Source organism: Staphylococcus sp. HMSC034G07, assembly GCF_001835975.1.
GTDB classification, from domain to species: domain Bacteria; phylum Bacillota; class Bacilli; order Staphylococcales; family Staphylococcaceae; genus Staphylococcus; species Staphylococcus ureilyticus.
In genome coordinates, this window is sequence record NZ_KV826600.1 from 60745 (window position 1) to 87414 (window position 26670).

Annotated in this window: 40 protein-coding genes, 1 pseudogene and 1 riboswitch; of the genes and pseudogenes, 18 read left to right on the forward strand and 23 right to left on the reverse strand. The window is 29.6% G+C overall.

The annotated features are described in order from the left end of the window. The first annotated feature begins 31 nt into the window (after positions 1-31). Both HMPREF2586_RS04700 and HMPREF2586_RS04705 read left to right on the forward strand, forming a co-directional pair. Complete coding sequence (locus HMPREF2586_RS04700) at positions 32-652, forward strand: NDxxF motif lipoprotein (protein WP_070038372.1); 621 nt, start codon at positions 32-34, stop codon at positions 650-652. Between the two features lie 326 nt (positions 653-978). Then, on the forward strand, positions 979-1194 hold the full coding sequence (locus HMPREF2586_RS04705) for a hypothetical protein (RefSeq protein ID WP_046207060.1): 216 nt from the start codon (positions 979-981) through the stop codon (positions 1192-1194). A gap of 54 nt (positions 1195-1248) precedes the next feature. Here the strand turns inward: HMPREF2586_RS04705 and HMPREF2586_RS04710 are convergent, their stop codons facing one another. Continuing rightward, entirely contained in the window at positions 1249-1827 is a 579-nt protein-coding gene (locus HMPREF2586_RS04710) for a histidine phosphatase family protein (RefSeq protein ID WP_046207061.1), read from the reverse strand. A gap of 109 nt (positions 1828-1936) precedes the next feature. Between HMPREF2586_RS04710 and HMPREF2586_RS04715 the strand changes: the two genes are divergently transcribed. Next, complete coding sequence (locus HMPREF2586_RS04715; protein ID WP_070658200.1) at positions 1937-2302, forward strand: DUF4870 domain-containing protein; 366 nt, start codon at positions 1937-1939, stop codon at positions 2300-2302. A gap of 104 nt (positions 2303-2406) precedes the next feature. Here the strand turns inward: HMPREF2586_RS04715 and HMPREF2586_RS04720 are convergent, their stop codons facing one another. The 3 genes from HMPREF2586_RS04720 to HMPREF2586_RS04730 form a co-directional block, all read right to left on the reverse strand. Then, positions 2407-3033: a LysE family translocator gene (locus HMPREF2586_RS04720; RefSeq protein WP_046207063.1), complete on the reverse strand. Its 627-nt coding sequence runs from the start codon at positions 3031-3033 to the stop codon at positions 2407-2409. A 189-nt stretch (positions 3034-3222) separates the two neighbouring features. After that, complete coding sequence (locus HMPREF2586_RS04725; RefSeq protein ID WP_070658198.1) at positions 3223-3537, reverse strand: DMT family transporter; 315 nt, start codon at positions 3535-3537, stop codon at positions 3223-3225. Continuing rightward, the gene (locus HMPREF2586_RS04730; protein ID WP_046207065.1) at positions 3537-3863 is read right to left on the reverse strand and encodes a DMT family transporter; all 327 of its coding nucleotides are present in this window, start codon (positions 3861-3863) and stop codon (positions 3537-3539) included. Before HMPREF2586_RS04730 ends, HMPREF2586_RS04725 begins: the two co-directional genes overlap by 1 nt. 52 nt (positions 3864-3915) lie before the next feature. Beyond that, a riboswitch (guanidine-I (ykkC/yxkD leader) is annotated at positions 3916-4013 on the reverse strand. 259 nt (positions 4014-4272) lie between these two features. Here HMPREF2586_RS04730 and HMPREF2586_RS04735 point away from each other — a divergent pair. Next, positions 4273-4497 carry a hypothetical protein gene (locus HMPREF2586_RS04735; protein ID WP_019469882.1) on the forward strand — a complete coding sequence of 75 codons (225 nt, stop codon included), beginning with the start codon at positions 4273-4275 and terminating at the stop codon, positions 4495-4497. 41 nt (positions 4498-4538) lie between these two features. On the opposite strand, the gene HMPREF2586_RS04740 is transcribed toward HMPREF2586_RS04735, so the two are convergent. Beyond that, positions 4539-4946 carry a GNAT family N-acetyltransferase gene (locus HMPREF2586_RS04740; RefSeq protein WP_070658196.1) on the reverse strand — a complete coding sequence of 136 codons (408 nt, stop codon included), beginning with the start codon at positions 4944-4946 and terminating at the stop codon, positions 4539-4541. A 211-nt stretch (positions 4947-5157) separates the two neighbouring features. Between HMPREF2586_RS04740 and HMPREF2586_RS12830 the strand changes: the two genes are divergently transcribed. Next, complete coding sequence (locus HMPREF2586_RS12830; protein WP_164987250.1) at positions 5158-5334, forward strand: hypothetical protein; 177 nt, start codon at positions 5158-5160, stop codon at positions 5332-5334. 104 nt (positions 5335-5438) lie between these two features. Here the strand turns inward: HMPREF2586_RS12830 and merA are convergent, their stop codons facing one another. The 3 genes from merA to HMPREF2586_RS04755 form a co-directional block, all read right to left on the reverse strand. Next, positions 5439-6761: a hypothiocyanous acid reductase MerA gene (merA, locus tag HMPREF2586_RS04745; RefSeq protein WP_070038379.1), complete on the reverse strand. Its 1323-nt coding sequence runs from the start codon at positions 6759-6761 to the stop codon at positions 5439-5441. After that, on the reverse strand, positions 6748-7182 hold the full coding sequence (hypR, locus tag HMPREF2586_RS04750; protein WP_046207067.1) for a redox-sensitive transcriptional regulator HypR: 435 nt from the start codon (positions 7180-7182) through the stop codon (positions 6748-6750). The genes merA and hypR overlap by 14 nt, the downstream gene beginning before the upstream one ends. Before the next feature lie 162 nt (positions 7183-7344). Further along, entirely contained in the window at positions 7345-7749 is a 405-nt protein-coding gene (locus tag HMPREF2586_RS04755; protein WP_064209637.1) for an SRPBCC domain-containing protein, read from the reverse strand. A 391-nt stretch (positions 7750-8140) separates the two neighbouring features. Between HMPREF2586_RS04755 and HMPREF2586_RS04760 the strand changes: the two genes are divergently transcribed. Together HMPREF2586_RS04760 and HMPREF2586_RS04765 are read left to right on the forward strand one after the other, a co-directional pair. Continuing rightward, the gene (locus tag HMPREF2586_RS04760) at positions 8141-8878 is read left to right on the forward strand and encodes a poly-gamma-glutamate hydrolase family protein (protein ID WP_070658194.1); all 738 of its coding nucleotides are present in this window, start codon (positions 8141-8143) and stop codon (positions 8876-8878) included. Positions 8879-8972: 94 nt separating this feature from the next. Beyond that, positions 8973-10277: a TrkH family potassium uptake protein gene (locus HMPREF2586_RS04765; RefSeq protein ID WP_046207070.1), complete on the forward strand. Its 1305-nt coding sequence runs from the start codon at positions 8973-8975 to the stop codon at positions 10275-10277. A gap of 98 nt (positions 10278-10375) precedes the next feature. On the opposite strand, the gene HMPREF2586_RS04770 is transcribed toward HMPREF2586_RS04765, so the two are convergent. The 4 genes from HMPREF2586_RS04770 to HMPREF2586_RS04785 form a co-directional block, all read right to left on the reverse strand. Beyond that, positions 10376-10612 (reverse strand): hypothetical protein, encoded by a 237-nt coding sequence (locus HMPREF2586_RS04770; protein WP_046207071.1) that lies wholly within the window; start codon positions 10610-10612, stop codon positions 10376-10378. Between the two features lie 172 nt (positions 10613-10784). Further along, complete coding sequence (locus HMPREF2586_RS04775) at positions 10785-11480, reverse strand: hypothetical protein (protein WP_070658192.1); 696 nt, start codon at positions 11478-11480, stop codon at positions 10785-10787. A 138-nt stretch (positions 11481-11618) separates the two neighbouring features. Continuing rightward, positions 11619-12935, reverse strand: a complete 1317-nt coding sequence (locus HMPREF2586_RS04780; protein ID WP_070812652.1) for a LysM peptidoglycan-binding domain-containing protein — start codon at positions 12933-12935, stop codon at positions 11619-11621. Between the two features lie 201 nt (positions 12936-13136). Continuing rightward, positions 13137-13325: a hypothetical protein gene (locus HMPREF2586_RS04785; RefSeq protein WP_070658190.1), complete on the reverse strand. Its 189-nt coding sequence runs from the start codon at positions 13323-13325 to the stop codon at positions 13137-13139. A gap of 225 nt (positions 13326-13550) precedes the next feature. Between HMPREF2586_RS04785 and HMPREF2586_RS04790 the strand changes: the two genes are divergently transcribed. Both HMPREF2586_RS04790 and HMPREF2586_RS04795 read left to right on the forward strand, forming a co-directional pair. Next, positions 13551-13874 (forward strand): hypothetical protein, encoded by a 324-nt coding sequence (locus HMPREF2586_RS04790; RefSeq protein WP_070658188.1) that lies wholly within the window; start codon positions 13551-13553, stop codon positions 13872-13874. A gap of 12 nt (positions 13875-13886) precedes the next feature. Then, entirely contained in the window at positions 13887-14072 is a 186-nt protein-coding gene (locus HMPREF2586_RS04795) for a helix-turn-helix transcriptional regulator (RefSeq protein WP_070658186.1), read from the forward strand. 145 nt (positions 14073-14217) lie between these two features. Here HMPREF2586_RS04795 and HMPREF2586_RS04800 read toward each other — a convergent pair whose 3' ends face one another. The 7 genes from HMPREF2586_RS04800 to HMPREF2586_RS04830 form a co-directional block, all read right to left on the reverse strand. After that, positions 14218-14706 (reverse strand): GNAT family N-acetyltransferase, encoded by a 489-nt coding sequence (locus HMPREF2586_RS04800; RefSeq protein WP_064209641.1) that lies wholly within the window; start codon positions 14704-14706, stop codon positions 14218-14220. Between the two features lie 151 nt (positions 14707-14857). Beyond that, on the reverse strand, positions 14858-15388 hold the full coding sequence (locus HMPREF2586_RS04805) for a hypothetical protein (RefSeq protein ID WP_046207078.1): 531 nt from the start codon (positions 15386-15388) through the stop codon (positions 14858-14860). Between the two features lie 130 nt (positions 15389-15518). Then, positions 15519-15770, reverse strand: coding sequence for a GlsB/YeaQ/YmgE family stress response membrane protein (locus HMPREF2586_RS04810; RefSeq protein WP_070658184.1), 252 nt, complete (start codon positions 15768-15770; stop codon positions 15519-15521). A gap of 557 nt (positions 15771-16327) precedes the next feature. Then, a complete protein-coding gene (locus HMPREF2586_RS04815; RefSeq protein WP_046207080.1) occupies positions 16328-16546 on the reverse strand; it encodes an epilancin biosynthesis-related protein ElxI1 in 219 nt (72 codons plus the stop codon). Between the two features lie 40 nt (positions 16547-16586). Then, entirely contained in the window at positions 16587-16832 is a 246-nt protein-coding gene (locus tag HMPREF2586_RS04820; protein ID WP_070658182.1) for a hypothetical protein, read from the reverse strand. 117 nt (positions 16833-16949) lie between these two features. Then, positions 16950-17141, reverse strand: coding sequence for a hypothetical protein (locus HMPREF2586_RS04825; protein ID WP_052722062.1), 192 nt, complete (start codon positions 17139-17141; stop codon positions 16950-16952). 139 nt (positions 17142-17280) lie between these two features. Further along, on the reverse strand, positions 17281-17460 hold the full coding sequence (locus tag HMPREF2586_RS04830; RefSeq protein WP_070658181.1) for a hypothetical protein: 180 nt from the start codon (positions 17458-17460) through the stop codon (positions 17281-17283). A 189-nt stretch (positions 17461-17649) separates the two neighbouring features. Here HMPREF2586_RS04830 and HMPREF2586_RS04835 point away from each other — a divergent pair, with 189 nt between their 5' ends. The 5 genes from HMPREF2586_RS04835 to HMPREF2586_RS04850 all read left to right on the forward strand — a co-directional run bounded on the left by HMPREF2586_RS04835 (position 17650) and on the right by HMPREF2586_RS04850 (position 19636). Beyond that, the gene (locus HMPREF2586_RS04835; RefSeq protein WP_070658180.1) at positions 17650-17850 is read left to right on the forward strand and encodes a hypothetical protein; all 201 of its coding nucleotides are present in this window, start codon (positions 17650-17652) and stop codon (positions 17848-17850) included. Between the two features lie 64 nt (positions 17851-17914). After that, on the forward strand, positions 17915-18121 hold the full coding sequence (locus HMPREF2586_RS04840; RefSeq protein ID WP_070658179.1) for a hypothetical protein: 207 nt from the start codon (positions 17915-17917) through the stop codon (positions 18119-18121). A 9-nt stretch (positions 18122-18130) separates the two neighbouring features. Further along, positions 18131-18283, forward strand: a complete 153-nt coding sequence (locus HMPREF2586_RS12835; protein WP_155392284.1) for a hypothetical protein — start codon at positions 18131-18133, stop codon at positions 18281-18283. A gap of 22 nt (positions 18284-18305) precedes the next feature. Then, a complete protein-coding gene (locus tag HMPREF2586_RS04845) occupies positions 18306-18539 on the forward strand; it encodes a hypothetical protein (protein ID WP_070658176.1) in 234 nt (77 codons plus the stop codon). A 458-nt stretch (positions 18540-18997) separates the two neighbouring features. After that, positions 18998-19636: a hypothetical protein gene (locus HMPREF2586_RS04850; protein ID WP_070038397.1), complete on the forward strand. Its 639-nt coding sequence runs from the start codon at positions 18998-19000 to the stop codon at positions 19634-19636. A 505-nt stretch (positions 19637-20141) separates the two neighbouring features. On the opposite strand, the gene HMPREF2586_RS04860 is transcribed toward HMPREF2586_RS04850, so the two are convergent. Further along, entirely contained in the window at positions 20142-20687 is a 546-nt protein-coding gene (locus HMPREF2586_RS04860) for a hypothetical protein (RefSeq protein WP_064209654.1), read from the reverse strand. A gap of 508 nt (positions 20688-21195) precedes the next feature. On the opposite strand from HMPREF2586_RS04860, the gene HMPREF2586_RS04865 reads away from it, so the two are divergent. The 4 genes and pseudogenes from HMPREF2586_RS04865 (at position 21196) to HMPREF2586_RS04880 (ending at position 25050) form a co-directional block, all read left to right on the forward strand. Further along, positions 21196-21411, forward strand: coding sequence for a hypothetical protein (locus HMPREF2586_RS04865; RefSeq protein WP_064209655.1), 216 nt, complete (start codon positions 21196-21198; stop codon positions 21409-21411). A 609-nt stretch (positions 21412-22020) separates the two neighbouring features. Continuing rightward, a complete protein-coding gene (locus tag HMPREF2586_RS04870; protein WP_070812654.1) occupies positions 22021-23028 on the forward strand; it encodes a 3'-5' exonuclease in 1008 nt (335 codons plus the stop codon). A gap of 159 nt (positions 23029-23187) precedes the next feature. Beyond that, positions 23188-23883 (forward strand): annotated as a pseudogene (locus HMPREF2586_RS04875) (tyrosine-type recombinase/integrase); the annotation flags it as partial. A gap of 156 nt (positions 23884-24039) precedes the next feature. After that, on the forward strand, positions 24040-25050 hold the full coding sequence (locus tag HMPREF2586_RS04880; protein ID WP_064209657.1) for an Abi family protein: 1011 nt from the start codon (positions 24040-24042) through the stop codon (positions 25048-25050). A gap of 128 nt (positions 25051-25178) precedes the next feature. On the opposite strand, the gene rpsR is transcribed toward HMPREF2586_RS04880, so the two are convergent. Genes rpsR through rpsF form a run of 3 tightly spaced genes read right to left on the reverse strand, consistent with a single transcriptional unit; the run spans position 25179 to position 26304 of the window. Then, positions 25179-25421: a 30S ribosomal protein S18 gene (rpsR, locus tag HMPREF2586_RS04885; protein WP_042737618.1), complete on the reverse strand. Its 243-nt coding sequence runs from the start codon at positions 25419-25421 to the stop codon at positions 25179-25181. A 49-nt stretch (positions 25422-25470) separates the two neighbouring features. Next, positions 25471-25980 carry a single-stranded DNA-binding protein gene (gene ssb, locus HMPREF2586_RS04890; RefSeq protein ID WP_046207091.1) on the reverse strand — a complete coding sequence of 170 codons (510 nt, stop codon included), beginning with the start codon at positions 25978-25980 and terminating at the stop codon, positions 25471-25473. A gap of 18 nt (positions 25981-25998) precedes the next feature. Then, positions 25999-26304 carry a 30S ribosomal protein S6 gene (gene rpsF / locus HMPREF2586_RS04895; RefSeq protein WP_019469843.1) on the reverse strand — a complete coding sequence of 102 codons (306 nt, stop codon included), beginning with the start codon at positions 26302-26304 and terminating at the stop codon, positions 25999-26001. Between the last annotated feature and the right edge of the window lie 366 nt (positions 26305-26670).

A 26670-nucleotide genomic window follows, 5' to 3' on the forward strand; every position in this document is an offset into this window, starting at 1 on the left:
TTGGACTATTTTTAAAGGAGCAATACGTTTTATGAAAAAAAGTATACTTATAACATTCGTTCTCATGCTAACTGTCATACTCACAGCATGTGCTAATGAAAATTCAAATGATGATAAACAACACAGTGAAAGACATGCCCCTTCAAATGTCAAAAAAGTTACAGAAAGTAATATCTTTGCTTCTCATAAAAAAGGCGAAAATATAAGCGAAGATGAAATGAACAAAGCGATAAAAAAATATCTAGATGTTAATGCAGATATTCTCGACAATAAATATCTAATACAGTATAAATTAGATAAGCAAACCGGTACGGATACTAAAATCACAGACGCACAAGCCAAAAGATTATCTGATTTATCACACAATGCGATTAAAAACGATGTGCGATTTAAAAACTTTGTCAAGGACAATCATCTGCCTAAAGGTTATAAAGATGACGTGGATCGAATCATTAACTATTTCACTGCGTTAAACACCACGATTAAAGATGCTGATAAACAAATCGAAGAAGTAAATTATCAACCGCAAAACACGCTAAACGTTGTAGACGTATCAGCAGAACATGCAGGAAATGTAAACGGTAAACAACAAGAAAAAATCAAAAAGTTCCTTAAAGATAAAGGTATTAAAAGTGATGCAATAGATAAATAATGTATCATTCATGGTTATTCAACTACTTGAATTTGTGAACATTCTTTGAATAACTATCAAATTCATTTTTATTGATATCAAATAAAGTGTTATGCATTACAAAATGATGACAATACCAATTCCCAGCATTATAAAGCCTTTTAAGCGCTTACTTAAAGTTAAATGATTCATCTTGACTTATATTTGTAAAAAACCTTACATGATTGTAAGGTTTTTTAATATAAAATGACTTTTTTTCTCGGAGATGTATTTGTTATCCTATGTTATAAGATTGAACACAGTAAACGTAGGAGCACAGCCGAAAACTTTATAGGGAGGTTTGCACTATGGTAATTACGATTTTACTAGGTGCCATGGCTGCTGTCTTCATAGCTTTTAATCTCTTTGAGAAAAAAGAAACTTATGGCGTAATTTCATATAAATCTATTGCTTTAAGCATTACTTACGTCATACTCGCAGTTATTGTTGGTAGTTTCTTAGACAATATCAACACTATATTCCAAGGATTTCACGATAGCTTAACAGCAGCAAAAAGATATTAACCTGAACTGAGCAAATAAACAGTTCAGGTTTTTTAATACGTCATTTTATCAAAGCTAAAGCTCAATTTCATAAGGTACACAATTATCAATTTGCTTATCTATCACAGATGCTTTATTTTCATAACCTAAGTATACGAAACAACATCTAATTACAACTTGATGAGCAATGATTACAACTGTATCTAAAGATGTATCTAGCTCTTGTTTAAAGAAAGTTTCTACACGTTTTAAAACATCTTCATAACTTTCTCCTTCTGGTGCTTTTTGAGTAAAGCTGTGCCTAAATGAACTGTTTGGACCGCCATTAAAATAAGTTTCAAATTGAGCATTTTGTTCAATTTCACTCACTTTTTCACCCTCAAACTGACCTAAAGAACGTTCTCTCAGTAATGTCGTTACACTAGCTGGAATATCTTTATCAAAAATTGCATTATATGTTTGTCTCGTTCTTGTTAAATCTGACAAATAAATATGATCAATTTTGACTTGATTAAAATGATGTTGTAATAATTGCGCGTCTCGAGCGCCTTTTTCAGTTAATGGAACGTCTAATTGGCCACAAAAATAGTGATTTCCTTCTTTTTTATCGTAATTGGATTTTGATTCACCATGGCGAATTAAGTATAGTTTCATATGTTTGTACTCCTTTGTATTTTTAAATAAGGTAACATTTTTGTTAGATGAAGTATAACTTCTATAATAAAATATTTATTTTTGTTACTTTAAATGTGAGGTGATAAAAATGAATGAACAACCTTTAAATTCAGATACGCAAGGTGGACGTGTCTTAGCTTCTGTAAGTTATTTCAGCATATTTTTTGCTCCAATCATATTACCTATCATCATTTGGATTTTTGCTGATAAACCAGCATCCACGCATGCTGCTAAATCGCTATTCTATCATGTCATCACATATTTAGGACCGATATTTATTATTATCGTTGCAAGTTTAGGTGGCATGATCGTCAATCAACAACATCATACAATTATGGTCATAATGATAATTTTAGGAATTATTTTAATCATATTCACGATTTGGTATACAATTAAAAATATTTATCGTGGCGTCAAAGTATTAATTTCTGAAAGTGCTTATTTTAACCCCTAAGATAAATCATTTACTTTTGAATATTCGATAGACACAAAAACACACTAAAAAAACAGCTTGGGAAAATATTGTTTCCTCAAGCTGCTTTTTTTGTTAAATCTAGATTAACTACTTTTGCTAAATAATAAATTAAGCGACAGACCAATTAACACTGCACCTACCGTATAGTCAAAAATAGCTTTAATCTTTCTGTTTGCAAAAAGTAATTTAATGTATTGAAAAATATATACACAGAAAATAAACCATAATAAAATAACTGTCGTTACAATCGCGGATAACACCGCTATTTGTGTGGTAACGCCTTCGCCCGCACTTAAAAATTGCGGTAAGATACTTATGTAATAGAGTAATGCTTTTGGATTTAAAATGGTACTAAAGAAACCTTGCCTATATGAACTTAAATAGCTGATTTGTTGTGCTTTCATTTGTGTGATTGAAAAATTCATACTTTGTCGTGCGCTAATAATACTTTTGATACCTAAATATATAAGGTAACAAGCACCCAGTATTTTAATCACTAAAAACACGTAATACATATTTGCCAAAATAAAAATAATACCAAAGACCGCTAATAGAGAATAAACAACATGGCCTGTCGTTATACCCAATGCTGCCATCGCACCATTACCTTTACCAGAAGTGATTGAATTTTTCATCACGACGAAAAAATCAGGTCCTGGGACGATAATAATCATTAAAGTAATTGTTATAAATGCGGCTAATCCTTCCATTTTCTGCACCTCCACCTTAATTATGTTATCAAGATGCACACGGTATCGCAACACGCGAAACAAATCTTTTATGATTCTGTTATGGTGATGTTCAAATAATATATGAACGAAATCCAAAATTTGGTCAATGGTCAATCATTGAAAGCCGTGAAATGGAAAAATAATTTATGTGGTATAACTCAGTTAATTTTAACTTAATAATTTCAAACCAATGGTGCTACCCAATATAACTAGAATACAAATAATTCGTTTAATATCCGTTGACTCTTTGTAAAAAAGCATACCTAAAACTGCTCCGCCAACAGCACCAATGCCAGTCCATACAGCATATGCAGTGCTCATAGGCAACTGTTTCATAGCAATAGATAATGTTAAAAAACTAATTGCAAAGAAAGTTATCATCCAACTAAGCGATTTATATTTGCGACTATGCACATAAGCATTCAAAAATGTAATACCAAGCATTTCAAATATACCTGCACAAATCAATAAAATCCAAGCCATTATGAATGCCCCCTCTCATTTGTCGTCACTAATTTTAAACTAATTACACCAAGCAACAATGTCGTTATTAAAATGATTTTCCCTGGGTTAAATGGTTGATCAAAGAATATAAAATCAGCTAGTGTAACGCCAGTTGTACCAAGTCCTACAAAGACTGCATAAGATGTCCCTACTGGCAATACTTTTGAAGCATCTATAAGTAAGTAAAAACTTAAAAATATAGCAATGACTGTCAATATCCACTCAAATACTGATGAAGCATGAGTTAAGCCAATTACCCATCCCACTTCAAAGAGTGCTGCAATCACAATTTTTAACCAATTCATAACAAAATCCTCCTTTAAGATTAAAAAAGCCTGAGAGATAGTCATCTATACTATCTCCCAGGCTTTTATCCTTCCGTGTCACATATTAATATGTGCCTTTCTCTCGGACCGAACCAACACCATCGTTGTGGAACCCTAGAAAGGTTTATTCAATTAGTGAAATCGTATCAAATTACACTTCGAACTTCAAGTTAAGATGATTCAGTTTATAATAAATTATATTAATTCTTATAAAGAAAGCGTTTTAAATTAATTTTTAAGTCAAAACTCTCTACATTTTATGTATTTTAATGTATAATAAAGATTACATTATAATAATTATAATGTAACGGTGTCGTCAATGAAACTTATTCTCAATTGAGTATTTTGATAAACGGACTAAAACGATTAATAAAAGTGAGGGATTATTATGAAATTATTAAATTACAAAATGCAAAATAATGAACTCGTTGCAACTGTATTATCTGACAAGAAGCAAGTATTCAAATATACGTTTGATGTAAATACACCAGAGTATGAAATTTTAGATGTACTAGAAGAAATCAACCATTATGTTGACAATGGTCATCATCCACTGGGTTGTTCTCTATTGAAAAATTATTCACATGAGGATGTGAGTCACAATATTTTATAATCTAGATTCTCGACCAAAAAGGTGAGTATAGCTGATAGACATTAATCAGTATACTCATCTTTTAATTTTTGATTTGCATAAATGGCCATACCTGTTTTTAATTTTCGAAAACCTAATTTTTGATATAATCCTTCGACGCCATGCGTTGAAATTAAATGCACGCAAGACACTTGCCCCAATTGGTTAATCATTCTACATACAATGTCATAACCTATACCCTTATTTTGATAGGACTGATCCACGATAACATCATAAATAGCTGCGTCTGATAAGGCTCTAGCTAATCCTATAGCACTACCATTATGCTTTGCCACCACGATATGTGTGCTAGCATTAAAAATGGTCTTAATTTTTTCCTTATTATGCCCCATCCAACCATTCGAGTGATATATTGTTATAAAATCTTCTAAATCATTTGAGTCAAATACATAAGTATCATCTATTTTCATCTCTATCACCCCCTCATCATTTATGTGGATCAATCTATTTTATAACTTACTATACACTTACATTACATAATCATTTATAATATATTTAACTCATCTGTTAATGTCACATCACATATGATGTGCAAAGAAGGCGTTAATATAAGCAGTTAACAGGGTAAAGAGATAGTAAAGACGTTATTATTTTATCGATACAAGTAAGGAGGGACGCAAAATGTGGATTGTTTCAATATTACTCATTATCGTTGGTATTGTGTTGCTCATCATAAATAACCGTACACCTAAAAAAGAAGGTGTCGGCAAAAAACAAAGTTTAGTTAGCTTTGGTGTGGTCTGTTTAATCATCGGTATTTTCGGACTCATAGGTCAAATTATTAAATCAATTATATAAATCATCATATAAAAAAGAGCGGGGTCGTAATCCAGTTACACTAGATTACTTAATCCTGCTCTTTTTGATTAGAGACTTTTTAATATTTATTAAAAATATTTGCTTTACATATTGAATAAATCATTAAATGATTCAACCATTGTAGGATGTGTATAAATATTTTCTTTTAATACTTCATAAGATAAATGTTGGTCAATTGCTAATTTTACTAAATTAATAATTTCCTCAGATTGTAAGCCATATAAAGTAGCACCTAATATTTCACTTGTTTCTTTATTAACGACTGCTTTAAACAAACCTCTTGTATCATTGTTTATTTTATGACGCGGAATTGTGTTTACAGGTACTGCATTTTCTAAAATTTGATAACCTTGTGCTTTTGCTTCTTCTGCTGTTAAACCTACACGTGATAATGGTGGATCAATAAACACAGTGTATGGCACAGCACCGCGATTTTCGGTCGTACGTTTGCCATCACCAAACAATTGATCTTTTACAATTCTGAAGTCATCCAATGAAATATACGTGAATTGCATGCCACCTTTAACATCACCTAATGCATAAATATTTGGCACGTTTGTTTGTAAGTTTTGGTTTACCTTGATTTCTCCACGTTCACCAATTTCAACATCTGTATTTTCTAAACCTAAGTCTGTATTTGGTTTACGACCAGTAGCTAATAATACCGCATCCGCTTCATAGCTTCCTTGTGTCGTGTGTACTGTTGTGCCAGATGCATTATCTTCAAAACGCTCTGTATCCGCATTTAATACAAGATTAACACCTTTATTTTCAAGATCTTTTTTAACTTCTGCAACAATATCTTTATCTTCTTTAGGCATGATATCATCATGTTTCTCTAAAACAGTTACTTGTGTATCAAAGTTCGCAAACATAGAGGCAAATTCTAATGCTATATAGCCTCCACCCACAATAACTAAACGTTTAGGTTGTGTTGCCAATTCCATAATGCCGGTAGAATCATATAAATGTTGTGATGTTTCTACACCTTCGATGGATGGAATAATTGGTTGTGCACCTGTATTAATCACGATATCTTCTGCAGTAAGTGTTTCTTGTACTTCACCATTTTCATCTAATAATTCTACTTCATTATTAGACTTAAATGCTGCAGTAAAATCTAATACGTTGATATTATTATCATCTGCTAAATTATGATAATTCTTACTGTTTAGTGCATTTACTACATCGGATTTTCTAGAAAAAGCTTGTTCAAATGAACCGTGTGCTAAACCTTCATGCACAAGTGTTTTTGAAGGAATACAACCTATATTAATACATGTACCACCATACATCTTTTGCGATTTTTCAACTACAGCTACACTTTTTCCTTGGCCAGACGCAAATTTTGCTAAAGTTTTACCACCTTTACCAAATCCAATTATTAATAAATCATACTTTTTCATAATAATCCTCCTTAATCGTTTCATTTAAAACGTCTTTAATCGTTACATTTTGATAATAATTAATTAATAGCTCTTCTTCTTTTTGATGAAACTTAAACATCGTGTTACCAATTTCTCTTGAAACTTCACAGTCACTACCAGCATCTCCAGTAAATAAACGTCCTTCTGAGCGATCTTCTTTAAACATCACAAATAGTTCAGACAAGTTAACATTTGCTGTCATATCATTAGCCTGATACCCTCCAAATTTACCTCTAGAAGTAGCTAAATAATGATGTTGATTTAACTTACGAGTTACCCTGCGTAATTGAGCCGGATTAATACAGATACGTTCCGCTAATTCATTGCTGCTAAAACGCTCATCATCATGTTTTAGCAAAAAAGTCAGTAAATGTACTGCTATATTGAATTCTAAATTCAAAGAAATCACCTTTTATCTTTAATTGAAACTTTTATAGTTACATTTAAACATATTAAACCATATCGTGCAAAATTTTTGTTTTGGTATTTGAAAAATATATAAAAAGGATTGAAAGCCTGATCAAAGTTAAACATTGCCATGCTTTCAATCCTAGTTGGATAGTTACAATAATGCACCTCTTATTTTATTGCCATATTCTAAATATGATTTCAGACAACTAAGCATATATACCCAGCCTTCTTTTTGGCCTAATAAGCGTGCTACATCATTTTCTTCTATATCTTTTTCTGTAGTAGTTACAATTGTATGATTATCATCACCATCGAATTGTATTGTTACATGATTATCGCCCCACTTAAATTGAATCATTTCATTTTCAACCATATCTTCTATTAAAATATCGATTTCAGCATGATACTCTTCATATCGTAAGGTAATTGTTTTACCCTCTTCCCAACGTTCAGAACTTGAAGAAAACCAAAATCCTCCTATATAATCTGGATTGACAAAAGCTTCAAACACTTGATCACTAGATACATTGACTTGCATTTTAGTTACTATATCCAAAAAATTCACAACCTTTCTTCTAAAATTAAATATTTTGTAATCATTCAATCATAAAAAAACATCACTATGTCTTATTAAGGCATTCAGCGTGATTGACCGAACAGGAAAGACTAACCGCACATGTTAGCGTTGATCATAAATTCATAAACATAGTTATCATAATGCTCGGTCAGTACATGTTTTATTCTCCATGCCGTCGTTATTACTTTTTCTAAAATATCCAAGCTATTTCATTTTCAATTTAATAATTCACTCTATATCTTTCATACCCTAATATGTAAATTTCATTACAATGTTATTAACATAATTGTAAATAACATATAATCTATACAGCATTAATAAATTTGTTATACTTTACTAGTCAGTAAATACTTTTGATCAGGAGTTAACGATGAAAAATATTCTAAGCACTTACGTATATTATTTAGTTATGCTTGTTATTGTTGGCATCATACTAGTTAGTCTATACTTTACATACATATGGAACAATAACCAGTCACCCAATCAAGATAAATATCAAAATTTCGCTCAATTAAAATCAGATACAGTGAAACATCGTGATTGGCAAAGAAATGTTAAAAAAACAAATAATAAAGATATACTTATTACTGCGATACATGGTGGCGGTATAGAACCGGGCACCTCCGAATTAGCTAAAATCATTTCTAAAAAAGGAGACTTTAATTTATATAGCTTTGAAGGCTTACTAAAATCAAGTAACAAACAATTGCATATTACATCTACCAATTTTGACGATCCTAAATTGAAAGAAATGACAAATCGTTCTCAAGAATCTATCTCAATACACGGATTTCAAGGTGATAAAGATATCGTTTATATCGGCGGCCAGGATAAAAAAATGGCGCAATCCATAAAAAAAGAATTAGAAAAAGAAGGGTTTAATGTAGAAAAAAGTCCAAATAATATTAATGGCCGTTCTTCTAAAAATTTCATCAATGAAAATGACTCAGGTTCTGGTGTTCAACTGGAGATATCTACATCTATTAGAAAATCATTTTTCAAAAAAGACAATTTAAACAGAAAGACGAGAGAAAACACGAACAAATACCGAAATTCAATTTATGATTTCGCTGAAGCCGTCACTAAAGGCATTCGTTCACAAACTTAAAAATTAATTTTTTCAGTTTACTTCTATCAATTAACTTGCTTTTTTTAATAATGAGTATAAAATACTCATTATTAAAATGCGAGGGACTTTAAAAATGAGACTATTAAACAAACCATTATATATGTATTTAATGTTGTTTTTATTCACCACAATCGTTGGCACCTTATTATTATATCTACCGGTCACAGGTGTAAAACCTTTAGATTTTGTAGACGCATTTTTTATCTCTGCTAGTGCATTTACAGTTACTGGCCTAGCGACTATAGATATATCTAGTCAATTTAATTGGTTAGGCGATACTATTATTTTATTACTTATTCAAATTGGTGGGTTAGGAATAGTCACGGTAACACTTTTAACGCTGATACTGATGCATCGAAAAATCAGTTTAAGAAACCGTTATTTGATTATGACAACCTGGAACATTGAAACACCTGGTGGCGTCATCAAATTGATTCTTCAATTCGTCGTTTATAGTATCCTTACAGAATTCATTGGAGCAATATGTATCGCACTATCGTTTATTCCAAAATATGGCTTTGGTAAAGGGCTATTTTTAAGTGTGTTTACTTCAATTTCTGCTTTTAATAATGCTGGTTTTTCATTATTTAGTGATAATATGATGCGCACTGTTAATGACCCTATAATAACTATAATCGTTCCAATTCTTATCATCATGGGCGGTATTGGACCGCTTGTCTTTTTAGACGTCGCTACAACAAGAAAGTTAAGTAAATTAACCGTACACTCAAAAATAGTATTAACGACATATGTCATACTCATATTTATTGGTTCGGTTGTGTTTTACTTTTTAGAATATAACCATTCTATGATGCATTTATCATTTTTAGAAAAACTTGGCGCTTCATTCTTTCAGTCTGTTACGACACGAACTGCTGGTTTTAACAGTGTCGATATCGGACAAATCACACCACCTACTTCAATATTATTAATGCTTTTAATGTTTATTGGTGGCGCCCCTATCAGTGCTGCAGGTGGTATTAAAGTAACAAGTTTAGTCTTAACGTTATTATTTATAAAAAGTACATTAAAAAACGAACAACACCCTTCTATTTTCAAAAAATCTATACATGACCATACATTAAAAACTGCTGTGGCCATTACATTTTCTGCCGGGACATTTGTTATATTTATCTCATTTATTGTAAGTTATTTGAATTCGGCAATACCTTATTCTAAAGTATTATTTGAAGTGATTTCCGCTTTCGGCACTGTTGGGCTATCGATGAATTTCACGACATTATATGATAGCCCAACGAAAATAGTCATTGTACTCACAATGTTAATAGGTAAAATTGGTATACTTACATTTCTCCAATTATTTATTACTGAAAAAAAGCAAAAATTTTATTATGCTAAAGAAAATGTGCATCTATAAAAAATGAAAACAGACCAGAAATTAGTTTTTAATTTCTGGTCTGTTTCTACCTCACATAAATATTCGTTTCAGTACAATCTAATCAAACCCTCATCACACTATTTTACTCTTCTTAAAATTGTTGATGTTATTGCACAAATCATTGTCACTAATACCAAAATATTCATCATTATCATATGTGTACCAGTTATTTCGAATCCTAAACTAAAGTTACCAGATTGACTGTTGGTAAAACCATTAACAAATATGATCGCTAATACACTTATTGCACATAAAATACCAATCACATCAAAAAAGAATTTAACATATGGATATTTAATACCTTTAGTTAACATGCGTCTCACTCCAACTAAATTTAAAGTTACGAACTATATATCGTATGCTAACAATTTCCTAATTACGATTACATATAATGTATCACACTATACAAAATCATAAAATAGTTAGAATTGTTGATGCCATGATCAAATCACTTCAAAATTGTTCTTTACTTTATACCACAAAGCATCATTCATTAACCAATTGTATTCTTTGGGCTAACTTTTTGATTTGTGCATTGTCTGTTGCATTAACTTCAACTGTTTCTACATCTTGCTCAACTGCATTTTTAGTGTCTTGATAAACATCCTCAGGATTCGAAGATGTGCTTGTCTCCCATCTGTAAGGAATTTTTTTATAAATATTAATAGTTCCATCCCCATTACTACTATATGTTATTGAGCCACCCACTTTCATTGGTGCTTCTAATTTAACAACATCCTCAGGATATTTTGCGCTTTTTTCCGCATTTTCATTTACTGGCGACCCTTTTGGATATTTTTTGACATAAATATTTTTGACATCTTTAATCATGCCTAGTTGATGCCAAACACGTGCGTATTCGATCTCTGAAGCACTTAAACCTGTTAAATAACTTTTACTATTATCGTCATTTTTCTTTTTTGAAACATTATCGTTTTTCTTTTTAGCTTTTGAATCTGTATTGTTGTCATTTTCAGCCGTTGAATCTTGAGGTAACGACTGATCCTTTTTTGCTTCACTTTGTTCTGTAGATTGTCGTTCCTCACGCTGATCATTGTCTTCATCTTGTTTGTTTGTATTACTGCTTCGCTCAACATCATCACTATTTTTTTCGTTGTTACCACATGCTGTCAAAATCACTGATAAAAATAACAATGACAGTATTAAACTGATTTTTTTCATTATCTATACCCACCTATGATTTTATATTATTAAAGTAACACGAAACTATGACGTTCACAATTATATTCAAAAATCGTTTTCAATGTATTAAAAAACGAGCATAGTCCATTAAGACTTGCTCGTTTATATGCAATACTTCTATTTTATTTTTAAAATTTGCCCTACTTTCAAACTATTAGAACTCAACTTGTTATACTTCTTAATTTTATCTACAGTAGTACCTTGATTTTTAGCAACACTGTATAAAGTATCACCTTTTTTAACCGTATATGTCTTAACTAAATATAAAATTTGTCCTTTACTAATATTATCAGACTTTAAATGGTTCCATTTTTTTATGTTTGCTACACTCACTTTACTTCGTTTTGAAATATTATAAAGTGTGTCTCCCTCAACCACTTTATGTGAATCTCCGGTAATGGAATCACTTGGTGTGTTAGGATTTTTTAACTTTAGTACTTGTCCTACAGAAAGTGTGTTACTCGTTAATTTATTCCATTTCTTAATATTATCTATTGAAACGCCACTTCTTCTCGAAATACTATACAGCGTATCACCTTTTGATACTTTATAAGTGCTACCAGTAATTGCTCCATCACTACTACCACCTGATAGAGATTTATAGTGTTTTTGTACTAAACTGTAAAACTGGTTCATATTATATCCCCATTGTCCGAAATAGCCAATCGGATCTGAATGGTCTGAACCACCCCAATATTGACTTACCGCATTGTGACTTATAATTGTGCCTGTCCCTTGATTATTGTCAGCAAGCGAAGGTTGTAGCCCATTGGCTTTCAACATTTTTGCGGTTAAATATGCTTGGTTATTAACTGATCTTGCAAAACCATCAAATGTGTTTGATCTTGTTAATTCAATTTGATAAAAATATGGATTAGCGTTAGCACCTGCACCCCAAGCTAAATATTGACTTGGCGCAGTCTGCACAATTTTATCGCTACCCGCATACGCATGTACAAATGCACTATTATAATTGTTGTACATGTAATTTACCTCACCATCAATTGTACTGTTTGGATTGGCCGTTTCATGAATTACTACACCGATATATTTGCCAGATTTATAATTATACTTGGGTAAGTTATTCATTCTAGAATCTTGTACGATTTTAGCTGGCTTTATATTATTATTTGCTATGTATGTATTTACATCTTGATATGCTCGATTTGCTGAAAAACTTCTCATTTCAGTATTTTGACGTTCACCATCTTTATTATGTAACTTTAAATCTCCTGGTGTTAATGCATTTTTCAATTGTTGTGGACTCATTTTTTGAGCTTTTTCATAATCAATGGCTTTACTCGTATTTTCTTTATTTTGTGTATCATTTTTCTTTGTATCCTGAGTGCTTTTATTTTCTTGTGCTGCCATTGCAGTTTGTGACAATAATAAACTTGAAACCAACAACAATGAAACACTAAATCTAAACTTCATAACGACATCTCCTTGAATAAAATATTAATCCGTTTACTATTAAGTAGCAAAAAATTTCATTTACAAAACTTCTTTAATTCATTCTATATTAATATTGAATTAATTACAAAATGAAATATTATTTTATACTTCATATTAACGACATTTACCGTTTCTAAAACAAAATTAAAAGCCGTCGCTCACTTGAGCAACGACATTTTATTAAATATCTGTAAAAACACTAGACAGTATCGCAATCAAAGCCACCACTAACACAAGTACTAAAATGGAATCAATTTTTCTTTGATTACGTTGGTTCACAGGTTTTCTGAACTCTTTTAATGCTTTAAAACCTGCGATTAAAACAATAATTAAACAGACTAAATGAAATAACAAGGCAAACACAGCCATCACAATCACCCCAATTCATATGAATAAGATTTTCAAACCGTATCACTACAAAAACCTAAAAATCTCTTATGAAAAGGTCATATTATTTATTTATCCATACCCTTTCTACTTATTAAACTAACGAGCACTTTTATTTTCTATTTAAAAATGTCAAAAACATTTGACATTTAAGCACATGTTTTTTATGTTGAAAATGAAAAATTTTCTACTTATGGAGGCATCATTATGAAATTATTCATCATTTTTATTGTTGTTTTATTATTTACAGTCAGCTGGACGATACTGTCTCATAAATTTTTACCTTCAGAGATATCTGACCAAGCTAATCATCAATATGACGAAAGGCAAAGTAAAATATTCACAGAAGTACTTGCTAGAACTTGCGTTTGGACAATACACGCCCTACTCTTAACATTTATATTGCGCATAATTAATGTATGGAACTTTAATCACAGCTTTTTTTCAACTTATCCAGAGCTATCCATCATTATCATTATTTTCATATTAACGATTATGAACTATATTTACGTAAAACGTAAATATACATAAAAGGAAGATAAAATGAAAAACAAAATCAAACATTATCGCAAGCAGAAGGCCATTTCTCAATTAAAACTTAGTCAATCACTTGGCGTTTCTAGACAAACCATTAATGCGATTGAAAATAATAAATATGATCCATCATTATCTTTAGCATTTAAACTGGCATCAATGCTCGATACTACCGTTGATGATTTGTTTAGCTAATTGGCATTGATGCTAATACGTATCGCAAAATGTTTCCACTGACTTACCAAACGATTAAAATAACTTATCTAACATCATGTCCGGCACAATTTCTATAATACTTTATTTACTTGCTCTAAAATAGCATCGTTGGCTTTAAACATAATTATTTCAATATCAATTGATAAAAAGCTAAATCTAACCATCTGTCAAATTTATAACCGACACTTTTTATAGTTCCACATAATTCAAAACCATATTTTTCATGCAATTTAATGCTAGCAGTATTTGATGCGTCAATACCTGCAACAATTGTCTTATAATTTCTGTTTTTAATTTCTTCAATTAATTTAACTAAAAGTTGTGAAGCTACACCTTCATTTCTAGTTTCTGGGTCAACATAAATCGAATGTTCTACAGTATATTGATACGCTGGCCAATTTCTAAACGCACCATATGTTGCAAATCCAACAACTTGGCCATCTTTTAAATATACAAAAATGGGTTCAGCTTGCTCTAATTTTGTATGAAACCAAGTTTCTCTTTCTTCAATGGTTACTGGCTCATATGTATAAACTGCAGTCGTATTTAATATTGCATGATTATATATACTTAAAATCGATTGTAAATCTGATTGACGTGCTTGTCGTATCATATCGTTTCACCTCTATTTCATTGTATATTCAAAGCATATCTACAGCAAATCTATGTCATAAAACATAACAAAAACACTCACCATAACCCTAAAGTTATCTAATGAGTGTTTTTCATAAAAATATTTATATATGCACAAAGCACAAATAGTATTATTTATTAATAAATTGTAATTCATAAAGTTCTTTTTCATCATACGTATTAAATCTATCTAATTTACCATTTAACATGATTGTTTTTACTTTTCTACTAACGTTATGATAATAATTAATTCTAATATTTAAATTAGATTCATAACCATTATTTTGAATGGTACTTTGCAATTCATCAAAAACATCTTTATTAATTGGTAATAAATAACCTTCTTTACTTGGTAATATACTTACATATTTCTTTTGAATTACGTTATCTTCATTAAGAATAATTTCAATCTTAATATCTTTTGCTGCTCCGCCACCTAGATTAAAAATTTTCAAATAATCTTGGTGTTCAACAGAATCAGAACTTGTATTAATCATTTGTAATTGATTATCTTTATCTAAAGAAAGTAAAATTTGATTAAATCCAAGCGCAGGAATAAAACTTATTTTCATTTGGTACAGTTGTATTGAAACTGAAACAAAATAAAATAGTGCCATTATAAAAGTTCCAATAGAACCAATAGCTGAAATAATGTTTATCATACTAAACCACCTTTATATTATCATTGAGAGATGGTCGTTGATTATCGTAATATTTTCACAAAAAAGATCATAATTTCTACCCGTTATAATAAAAATTTTTTCTAACTTTTTGTAAGTCGATTTATCTTAATTATTTTTTTCTTAGCGCACTAATAATAAGTGAAGCGATAAATATAAATACAATTGAGCCAATCAATGCAGGGAAAATTGGTACGCCGCCCCATACTGGGCCCCAAGTACCAAGCAATCTACTACCAATCGCAGAACCAATTAGACCAGCAACAATATTACCAATGATACCTCCTGGAATATCTTTACCTACGATAGCACCTGCAATCCAGCCGATAACGCCACCTACAATGATCATTATTATAAAACTCATATGCATAAACTCCTTTTTATTTGTATATTTTTAAACACATGAATATTACGATAATCAACATGAAAATACAATACCACAATTACTTTATTTACGTAAATGGTAATCAATGTTTTTAAATACAAAAAGACCCCTAATAAAAGGGGCCTTATAACGGGAGTTATGAATCTTCTGCATGCCCAAGGGCACACAGAAAACCCATCTCCTCATTTTCGCACACCCGTGGGCATGCAAAACTAATTATAAAACTACGTGACAGTAATGTAAATCTTAAATTTGTAACATGTGCTTGATTTCATCTTATAATTTTATTTTTTCATTTAATGCAATAAGGAATTATAACTATAATGATAGACAGCTATATTATAAACTTATCTATATGTATCATTGAATTTGATAGCTTTCAAAACATTGATTTGATGCAGTTTTTTGTTTCAAAGCACTATACTTTTTACCTAAATATAGCGCTAGAAAGAGATTGATTTATAAAAAGATGGCTAATATCTTCAAAATCATTCCAAATCTTCTTTTCAAATAACACAAAAATATGATGTATGACTTTATTCATTATTATGTTTTTCTTTTATCATTTCAGAAGGTACTGCAAATACAAATAGTAAAATAAATAATATCAATGCTAAATGAGGAATATCTTCAAGAAAATACCATCTTAAATTCCAATCAAACATCATATTCGCATATTTAACAATATACTTACTAAACAATAAAATAACGCATATCCATACTAAAACATCTAAAATTTTAGTGATAAGTTTCATGTATAGCCCCCTTATAAGTTATAAAAAATAAACGCTATAATTACAATAAAGAGAAAATCAAAAATGATTTTCTTGATATTTTTTCCATAACGTGTGGTATCGCACCTATGATTAAACTTAGTATAATAAGTATACCAGACCCGTTAACAACATAGTCCAGAAATTTCCATTCAAAGATCAAAGCTAGAATCAATGAGGCAAATACTAAGATCAAAGCTACTATGCCAAAAGTGTTTGCTATAACTTCTATTGTCTTATATTTTTTCTTATTATTTTCATGATTCATAAAATGCCTCCCAAATGCAATATGAACATTCATTTTAAAATACTTATGATTAGTATTTATGTTTTTTAAATTTCTATGAGTGGACTATAAAGGTAGAAAGCACTTTAGTTAAGCCTTTTAACGGTTACTTTTCTTTGAAATTTCAATACTTTTATAAAGCAAAAAGCCTGCATTTAAAACAGTTATTATTGCAAAAATCACGGTAAGAAAAACATTAAGATGATTGAATGTACCAAAAGCAAATAATAATACTAAAATTATATTCATAAAATTAGCAATCATAAAACTCATATCCATATTATTTCTCAAATTTCTCACTCCTGTTGAACTAATACTTTTAGAAAAATATTTCACTCGTATTTACATAAATTTATATCTTGAGTTAATTTATTAATAATGTGCTGAATTATCCAAATGTCTCTATATTTCTTTAATACACTATCTACACTTAGTAATTATCTTCTCTTTTAGCTCTTAATGCCTTAATCATGTAATAGATATTTACTGTAGCCGCAATTAAAGCACCAACGCCAACTGTAATAGAATTATTGTAAAATGAATAAACAGCAAATATAAGCGCACCTACAAATATAATAAATGAAACAATTATCTCAATATTATTCCACATATAATTACCCCTTTTTGTTATAATATTATTTCAATGCTAACATACTTTTTATAAAGCATATGTTGTATTCATCAAAAAAATAAAAATTTTTAAATCATATATATGATTTAAGCAATATGATACTTAAATACATCAAAGATATACGAATAAATAGCAACACCCCCAAAGTATTCTAGGAGTTGACATAATTTGAATAGATTAATTGATGATATGGGTTTTTGGTATGAAGGACATACACTATCTTATCCTTTGATATTTGCAGATTGCACAGTTACATATAGTATTATGGAATTAAAAGTACTTTTAGAATATTATCAAAAAGATTCATGGTGGAAAAATTATACTATTGCACTCATGGATTTCGAGTCAAAATACAATAATACTGGGTAGTTCATTACAAATTTTTGAATCCAAATTTTAAAAATAGAGAATCAATACCTGAGGGGTGAAGAAAGTGAATAAGAGAATGGCTATACACCATACAATTAATATCATTTTAATGATAACACTCATAATTTTTAATTATACAAATATTAGTGGATTTATCACTTCATTAATATTAGCAGTACTCTTTATGGGTAATGCAATTTTATTAATACGGGCTAGTACGAAAAAAATAGAAAAAGATGGCGTTACGATAGATGATTATAACAAGAAGTAATATAACTTTATGAGAAGTGATATTATGCAATTTGGCAAATATAAAATTGATGAATTTTACCTAATCGTGATTGGCGGATTTTTAATAACATCTATTTTTGTACCATTCATGCTCATTTCAGTTGTGTTAATGGTTATTTTAGGATTAGAAAAAGAAACATAGTATATAAAAGGAGATGGGTATCATGGAATTCAATAATTGGACAGTTACAATTAATGGCAAAGGATCATATAATATAGTCAACGACGAAGATACACTAGTTATTTTAGAAAACTATCAACACGTTGCCCTATATTTAAAATTGGAAAATGATACTATAAAAGTTAAATCACTAAGTTATGGAAATGATGTCTCGTTTAATGTTGATACAAGAGAAATCATTGTAAATGTTATAAATTTATTAGATGATGACGATTAATCTAAATCATCACTACGCAAACTTCAACAATAATGAAATTATAGAAAGTTCACTTAAAACACTTAAAATACACTTATTTAAAATTAGTAATTTCTTACCCTTGAGCAAAGTTTAATGCCCTTTCCAAAAATATAAAACGCACAAAAATAACCCCGTAGGTATATGCCTACGGAGTTTTCAGATACAATATCTATTATTGTTCTTCTTTTATATGCTACTTTTCATGAATAATCATTAATGTTCTAAATACTGTTATTAAGCCATTTTATAGTCTATGTTTTTATATTGAAAGTCCATGAACATTCACACTATTTCGCAACTTTGCGAACTTTTTGCGAACAACATTGAATTTCTTTAGAAGCAAGTCTGTTCTTATATTTAAATAAAATACATTTTTTCATAATACACTTTATTACTTTTTTGATATATACTTAAAAAAATTGTAAAGGAGCAATAATTTGGATAATACTCTCTTAACATTAACTAGTGGGATAATTTCTGGTGGAGTTGTCGCTATGATAAACCAATTTTTTTCTTTCAAAAAATTATCAAAAGAATTACACTCGGAAAGAGAAAAAGATAAAGTTGAATTCAATCGAAGAATTAAACTAGAAACATATAACTATTTAATAACCAACAAACTAGAAAGAATTGAAATTTTGCAAGATCAAATAATCGAAAAAATTCGTTACACAAATGCCGTTTTTGAAATATACAACAGTTTATTTAAATCTAAATTGCCTAATTGTACTATATCAAATGAAGAATTTGAAAAAACTGAATCTAAAATTCTTTCTCTAGAACAAGGTAGTAAATTAGTAGAAAAAGAAATTAATAAAAACATAAATTATTTCCCAGAACTTAAAAAAACTTATAATAATATTAATGGACAAGGAATGGTGTCTTTAGAGTTATCAATACAATTAGTACAACCTCAACATATAATACAAAACTTCAATGGAAAAGATGAGTTTTCAGAAGAAGTTAAAAGATATCAATTTTTACATCAAAATTATAAAGATACAGTATTTAAGTTTATTGATTTAATAGATTTAACTCATGAAGATATTATTAATACAATTAATATCAACGATTAATACCAAAAGGATCGTATTCTTAAACCCACTCCTCAATTCAGAGGTAGTGGGTTACATACTTTTATTTAAAAACCTTTACGTTTAATTTGTCTATATACAAAGGTGATTGCAATTAATAAAGTTATACTATCAAGTATCTTTACAAAAATTGAACCAAACTCTAAAATTTCAATTTTAAAAATTGCACCTATTATAGGTAACAAAAAATTAAAACTCATAAAGAATAGCAAAATGGCTAATATTATTTGTTGAGATTTAGGAATAATATCTACTTCCCTTTTATATTAAATTGCCTTAGTACAAAGAATATTGAATAAAATCATTACTTTTTATTATTAGAGTTAGAAGAAAATAAAAATGCACCAAAAAATAATAATGGGAATATGGCAAATAAACGTATGTTAAAAGAATTATCATCAAAAATAATTGGCAAAGAAATATAAATTATAAATGTTATTACTAAAAATATTAGATAAATTTTTTTATTATTACTCATATGTAAAACCTACAAAACAATTGCTATAAATGCTCTAGCAACAACATATGCAAATTGTTTATTAAAACCGAAATTATTGGTTAACCCATTCGCTATACCATCTGCTAAGTTGCCTTCAAAACCTGTTAAAATATCACAAAATTTATTGATACTTTGATAATGGAACATAACGAGTTTAGTACCTGTTGTATTTTCTATTTTCTTTACCAATTTATTCCATACCTTTTCACCGACTTTATTTACAGTAGCTCTAATTGCTTGGGCTCCTGCTTTTGCAGTCATTGTGGCTTTTCCTCTTTCAGCTACACCATCTCTATAATTTTTCACTTGGCCTTTTAGCCTGTCAGCAACTGCCGAATCTTTAAAATCACTTTTACTATTATCAATCTCTTTTAAGAGTGCATCACCAATCTCTTTTCTTTGATTCATTTCTTTATCTATTTCATTTCTAGTTTCAGCATTCGCTTTACTAAAATCAATAGTAAAATATACAGGACCAGATAAAATCTCAGTAGCTACACTAGTAGTTACTAGTTTTTTAATTTGCTTATTCAATGTTAAATCTCCTTTTATACAATCCCCCTGAATTACTATATAAATACATTCCAATAAAAGTATATCACAATAAAAAATATTAAGATTAAAATTGTGTAAATGTCAAATTGCAGAACCCAACAACAGTTCTGCCGGGTGTAATCATATCTATATATATTTAAAAATTTTCTCATTTCTCAACACTTATGATTAAAATGGAATCACTCAGACAATATATCCCAATATTTGCATTCAATTGAACATAACTTCACAAAAAAGAGCGGTATATTGGAATAACCTTATCAGTATTATTTAACTTACATTTTGTATATGCACTTATTATTTACCCCTTTAAAATTTAGTTTTCTTTGTACATGAACAATAAATCACCAAAATTTATAAAAACTCTAATACTATAATCATTAAACAGTATTATCACACAATATAATTCCAAGAATTAACATTCATTATATATATTGTTAACAATTAATTGTTTCCATGCTATTCTTATACAAAAAGGTGATTAATAATGAGCTTACCTGTTGCGATAATATTAGGAATCATTGTTATACCTGTATACGCTTACTTTTGGGCATCTATATATCGTTGGGAAAATAATAGACGGGTAAAACGTAATAACTTCAAACCGATGACTAAAAAGTTATTCTATTGGAATTTATTGGTGCATAGTATTATTGCTGTAATTTTCGTTATTATTGCAATCTACTTAAGTTATTTTAAATAAGTTACTTTAAAACCTTATTACTGATTAAACAAGATATTTCTATAAATACCAACTTTTTGGGAATGGTATTTTGATAAACTTGCGCTTTTACATTTTTTGATATTGTCAATTATTATTTTTTTTACTAATGCAATCAGACTTTTTGTGTTTTGGTTATCTAGCCATATTCTAATAATAGACAGATGCTCCATTTTAGTGCATTAGCTCGTAAATTAACAAAATGCTAGAAAAGTTTTGTTGACCTCTTCAATTTTATGGATTTTAAAATTCAATGATCAAACAAAAATCCAATAAATCGTACCCATTACTTACATAAAGGAGCGTTATTATGGATATACTTATAGGAATCATAATCAAAATAATAGATATAATTGTAGCTATAGTAAGCATATTTGAACAGGAAACATCAAAGTTATTGAGTAAGATGTTTAGACGCAAGGATAAGAAAGCCGATGAGAAAAAAGAATAAGGATTAACCATTTACTACGTGTCTTTTCACACGAACGTCCTATTTTAAGATTGTAGGATGCATAGTGAAATTTTAATTAAATAGCAATAATACTGATTATAGGATTAGATTAATAATACACAGTGAAGGAGAAATGTGGAATGAAGAAAATTATTTACTTAATAATAGGCGTTTTATTATTATTTTTAGTTTTAGGGGGGGTATTAGTAGTTATTGAAGATAAACCAAAAGATGCGTGGATAGATGTATTAATGATTATTGTATTTTCCACTTTGTCAATACTATGTTTTTTAAGATCTTATCGCTTACATAAAATGCACTCTATAACAAAAACAAAAAACAACGCTTCTGACAATACTATTTCAACAAATAACAAACACTCTAATGCTAGTAATTACAAAAAGAAGCAACAAAATCACGAAAATTTTCATTCTAACCTACCATCTACAAATGTTACCAAATCTGAGTTCGATACTAAACCAAAATTCAAATTAAAAAATTCAAAATATAGTAAATTAACAAAAATAAAACCAACTATTCATAGTGAAGCATTAGCAGACAAAAATATTTCCAACGAATCAGAACAGCTTACATCAAAATTATTAGATTTTAATTATACTAAAGCAAGAACGCTAACAGATTCTTTTGTAGTCTTAGATTTTGAAACAACTGGACTGAAATATGATGAAAATGAGATTATACAATATGGTATAGAAGAGTTTAAAGGTGGTAAATTAATTAAAGAAAAATCTCAATTCTTTAAACCAAGCAAACCAATTAGCAAAAGAATTACAAAAATTACTGGTATCACTAACGAATTTTTAGAAGACAAACCTAGTTTAAATAAAGAATTATTAGAAGAATTACATGCGTACATTGCGAACAAGACCATTGTTGCTCACAACGCTTCATTTGATATGAGGTTTCTGCTCTATAATTTCTATAAATACAATATTGATCATAATAAATTTAGAGTCATTGATACTTTGAAGTTTTCTAGAAAATATATTAACGAAACACCAAATCATAAACTTGTCACATTAAAAGAACACTTCAATCTTGATGATGGAGTTTCTCACGATGCATTGAATGACTGTAGAGCTACAGGTAACTTAATGTTGTTATTGAACGAAAGATCAAATATATAATTCATAAAAGATTTCATTAAGCCAATAAGTAACATTCGTTTTTTATAATATGGTTTTACAACAAGTACTTACTTTAAGAACGGATAGCAAAAACAAGTAAAAAAATAGCGTGCCTATAGATGATTATAAAAAGGAATAATATTATAATAAAGGGAAATTAAAGATGAATTACAAGCTAAACGTAAATACTATTTAGAAGATAGTGAAGTAAAAGAGTTACTTGAATGCTTTTACTATCTAATTATGCATAAGAGTCACGCTACGCGCAAGCGTAACTATGAAATAGTTAAGGCATTAGTAGAATTTCAAATTAACAACAGTATGCGTATTAGCGAACTCCTAGCAATCAAGACAGACAATATAGACATTGATAATAAAACATTAGAAAATGATGGCACAATTAAATGGTTTACTGATGCGGAAACGGGTGCATTTGGAGTTAAAGAAACCACTAAAACAAGTAAGAATTACAGAACAATTGGACTCACAACTCAAAGTATTAATTTAATTAAAAACACTTATGTTGGAAAATAAAAAAGAGAATCAGTGGAATGATAAATTCATTGATAGAGGTTATATATTTACTAATACTGCTTGTAGCTCTATTGACTTAAATAAGGTGAACAATATAATTAAAGAAGCTACTGACATTAGTTCAATTAGCAAGCGTGTCACAACACACACATTACGTCATACACATATATCTACACTTGCACAGTTAGGAATAAACCTAAAAGCTATACAATATAGAGAGTTGGTCACAGTGATTATAAAACAACTTTAGAGATATACACCTTTGTTACAAATCAGATGGCTAAAGATATGATGAATAAACTTGAAGAAATTGGGAACTAAAAATTAATAGAAAAAACTTCCTTTCATAACAACTTTGTATTATAATGATATTAACGTACAGATGGCTATTCGTTTAGGATAGCTTTTCGCATATACTCGGCTCAATATCTTTCCACAAGATATTGAGCTATTTTACTATTAAAGAGGTTATTAATATTGAAACCATTCCAAACACATAGACAACAAATTAAAAAACTCAGAAAACGCGGTTTAAACATTGACAAAAATACAGAAGGTTCAAAAGTGATGAGAATTCTTGAAAAAGAAAACTACTATAATATAATTAATGGCTATAAAGATCCTTTTCTAAAAAAAGATTCTCATAATTCCAATCTTGACCCAGAACATTTTGAAGATGATAAAACTTTTGATGAAATATATTCTTTGTACGCAATGGATAGACGTCTTAGGTCTCTGATACTCGAATACTTATTATTAATTGAAACACATTTAAAATCTGCTATTTCTTACAAATTCAGTGAAAAATTTCCAGAATCAAATTCATATCTAGATATTCAAAATTATTCATCTGCTGATGATAAAATAATTGATAAAGTATCAGTAATTGCAAGCCTAAGTGGCGTTATTAAAAAGAACATAAAAAAAGAAGCGTTTTCGAAGAATAAATTAAATTCAGTTGAACATTATTTGAAACATCACCAAGAGGTACCTTTATGGGTTTTGGTGAATTATTTATCTATTGGTAATATATACTATTTTTACAAGTCATTAGACGAAGACTTGTCTGAAGATATTGCTAATATATTCTCTGAAAGATATATATCTGAAAGAAATAGTCATATTCAACTCTCAAAGAAAGATTTACTTACTTTAATTCATTTTATCAAAACTTATAGAAATGCATGCGCTCATGAGGAACGCTTATACGACTTACAAATAGGTCCTCCAAACATATCTAAATACATTACTGCTTATAATAGAGAAAATCAAATTAATGTAACTAATGACGAACTTTCAAAGGGGGATATATTTTGCTTGCTCTTTGTACTAAGATTTTATCTAAGTAAAGAGGAGTATAATAATTTAATAACATCAATAACTGACATTTTAGATGAACATAAAGTTGACTTTTCTACAAATAGTTATAGAATAATCTCTTCAAAGTGTGGATTACAAAACGTTAAAGTTAAAAAACTTTTTAGATAGGTAATCTCACAACTATTTATCATTTAATTTTTCACACTCTGCGAATTTTTTGCGAACTTTTCCAATTCACAACACACAAAAATAACCCCGTAGGTGTATGCCTACGGGGTTTTCAGATACAATATCTATTATTGTTCTTCTTTAACATATGGTAATAATGCCATATGACGTGCACGTTTAATAGCTAAAGTCAACATACGTTGATATTTAGCTGAAGTACCTGTTACACGACGTGGTAAAATTTTACCGCGTTCTGAGATAAAACGTTTTAATAATTCTGTATCTTTATAGTCGATGTGTGTAATTCCGTTTGCTGTGAAATAACAAACTTTTTTACGACGACGTCCGCCTCTTCTTGGTCCACCTGCCATGGTAACTGCCTCCTTTTAAAATTTTTTTAGTTTTATACGTTCATTATAATTAGAATGGTAAATCATCATCACTAATATCAATAGGGCCGTTTGCATTTGCAAATGGGTTATCTGATTGATTATTGTTTGATGGATTATTGTTGTTATTGTTTTGATAAGAAGACGTATTTTGTCCGGATTGTTGTCCACCAAAATTTTGGAAATTATTATTTCCTTCTTGAGCATGACGCTGATTTTGGTTTTTAGGTTCAAGGAATTGAACGCTATCACAGACAACTTCAGTTACAAATATACGACGACCTTCTTGGTTTTCGTAGCTACGTGATTGAATGCGACCGTCAACGCCAGCTAGACTACCTTTGAATAAGTAGTTATTTACATTTTCTGCTTGTTTTCTAAAAACAACGCAGTTAATGAAATCAGCTTCGCGTTCCCCTTGCGCATTTGTAAACGTACGATTTACTGCTAGAGTAAAAGTCGCAACACTCACGCCTGAGGGTGTTGTTCTATATTCTGGATCTTTCGTTAAACGACCGACTAAAACAACTCTATTTATCATTTAAACGACCCCCATTTATTATTTTCTTGTCTTATCTTCGTCTTCACGAATTACGATATAACGGATGATATCGTCTGTGATTTTAGCTAAACGTTGGAATTCGTCAGTCGCTTCATTGTCTTCAGTTTGGATACGTACGATGTTGTAGTAACCTTCACTGAAATCATTAATTTCATAAGCTAAACGACGTTTGCCCCAATCTTTAGTTTCTAAAACCTCTGATCCGTGAGAAGCTAAGATACCGTTGAAACGTTCAACAACAGCTTTTTTAGCATCTTCTTCAATGTTCGGACGAACGATGTACATAACTTCATATGTTCTCATTTTATAATTGCACCTCCTTGTGGTCTATGCGGCTCACCATCTTTGTGGTAAGCAAGGAATAATTTTCATTACTCACAATCAAGAATTATAGCACAGAGCTTTACATTTTACAATGATTATCAGACGTTCAAAATGACATTTTTATCTCATGTTTCATATGAAACATTTCATTACCTCAGCATCCTACAACTTGGAAATTCACGCGACATTCCATCTAACTCATAAAATATTATATTCCTTTTTAAATGATTATAAATAAATTTAAAAGTTATTTCAGATAAACTTGATAAATCATTTTAATTCTAATAGCATATCATATACGTTCTTGATTTATATCATTAAAATCAAAGGACATGGTTACATAAT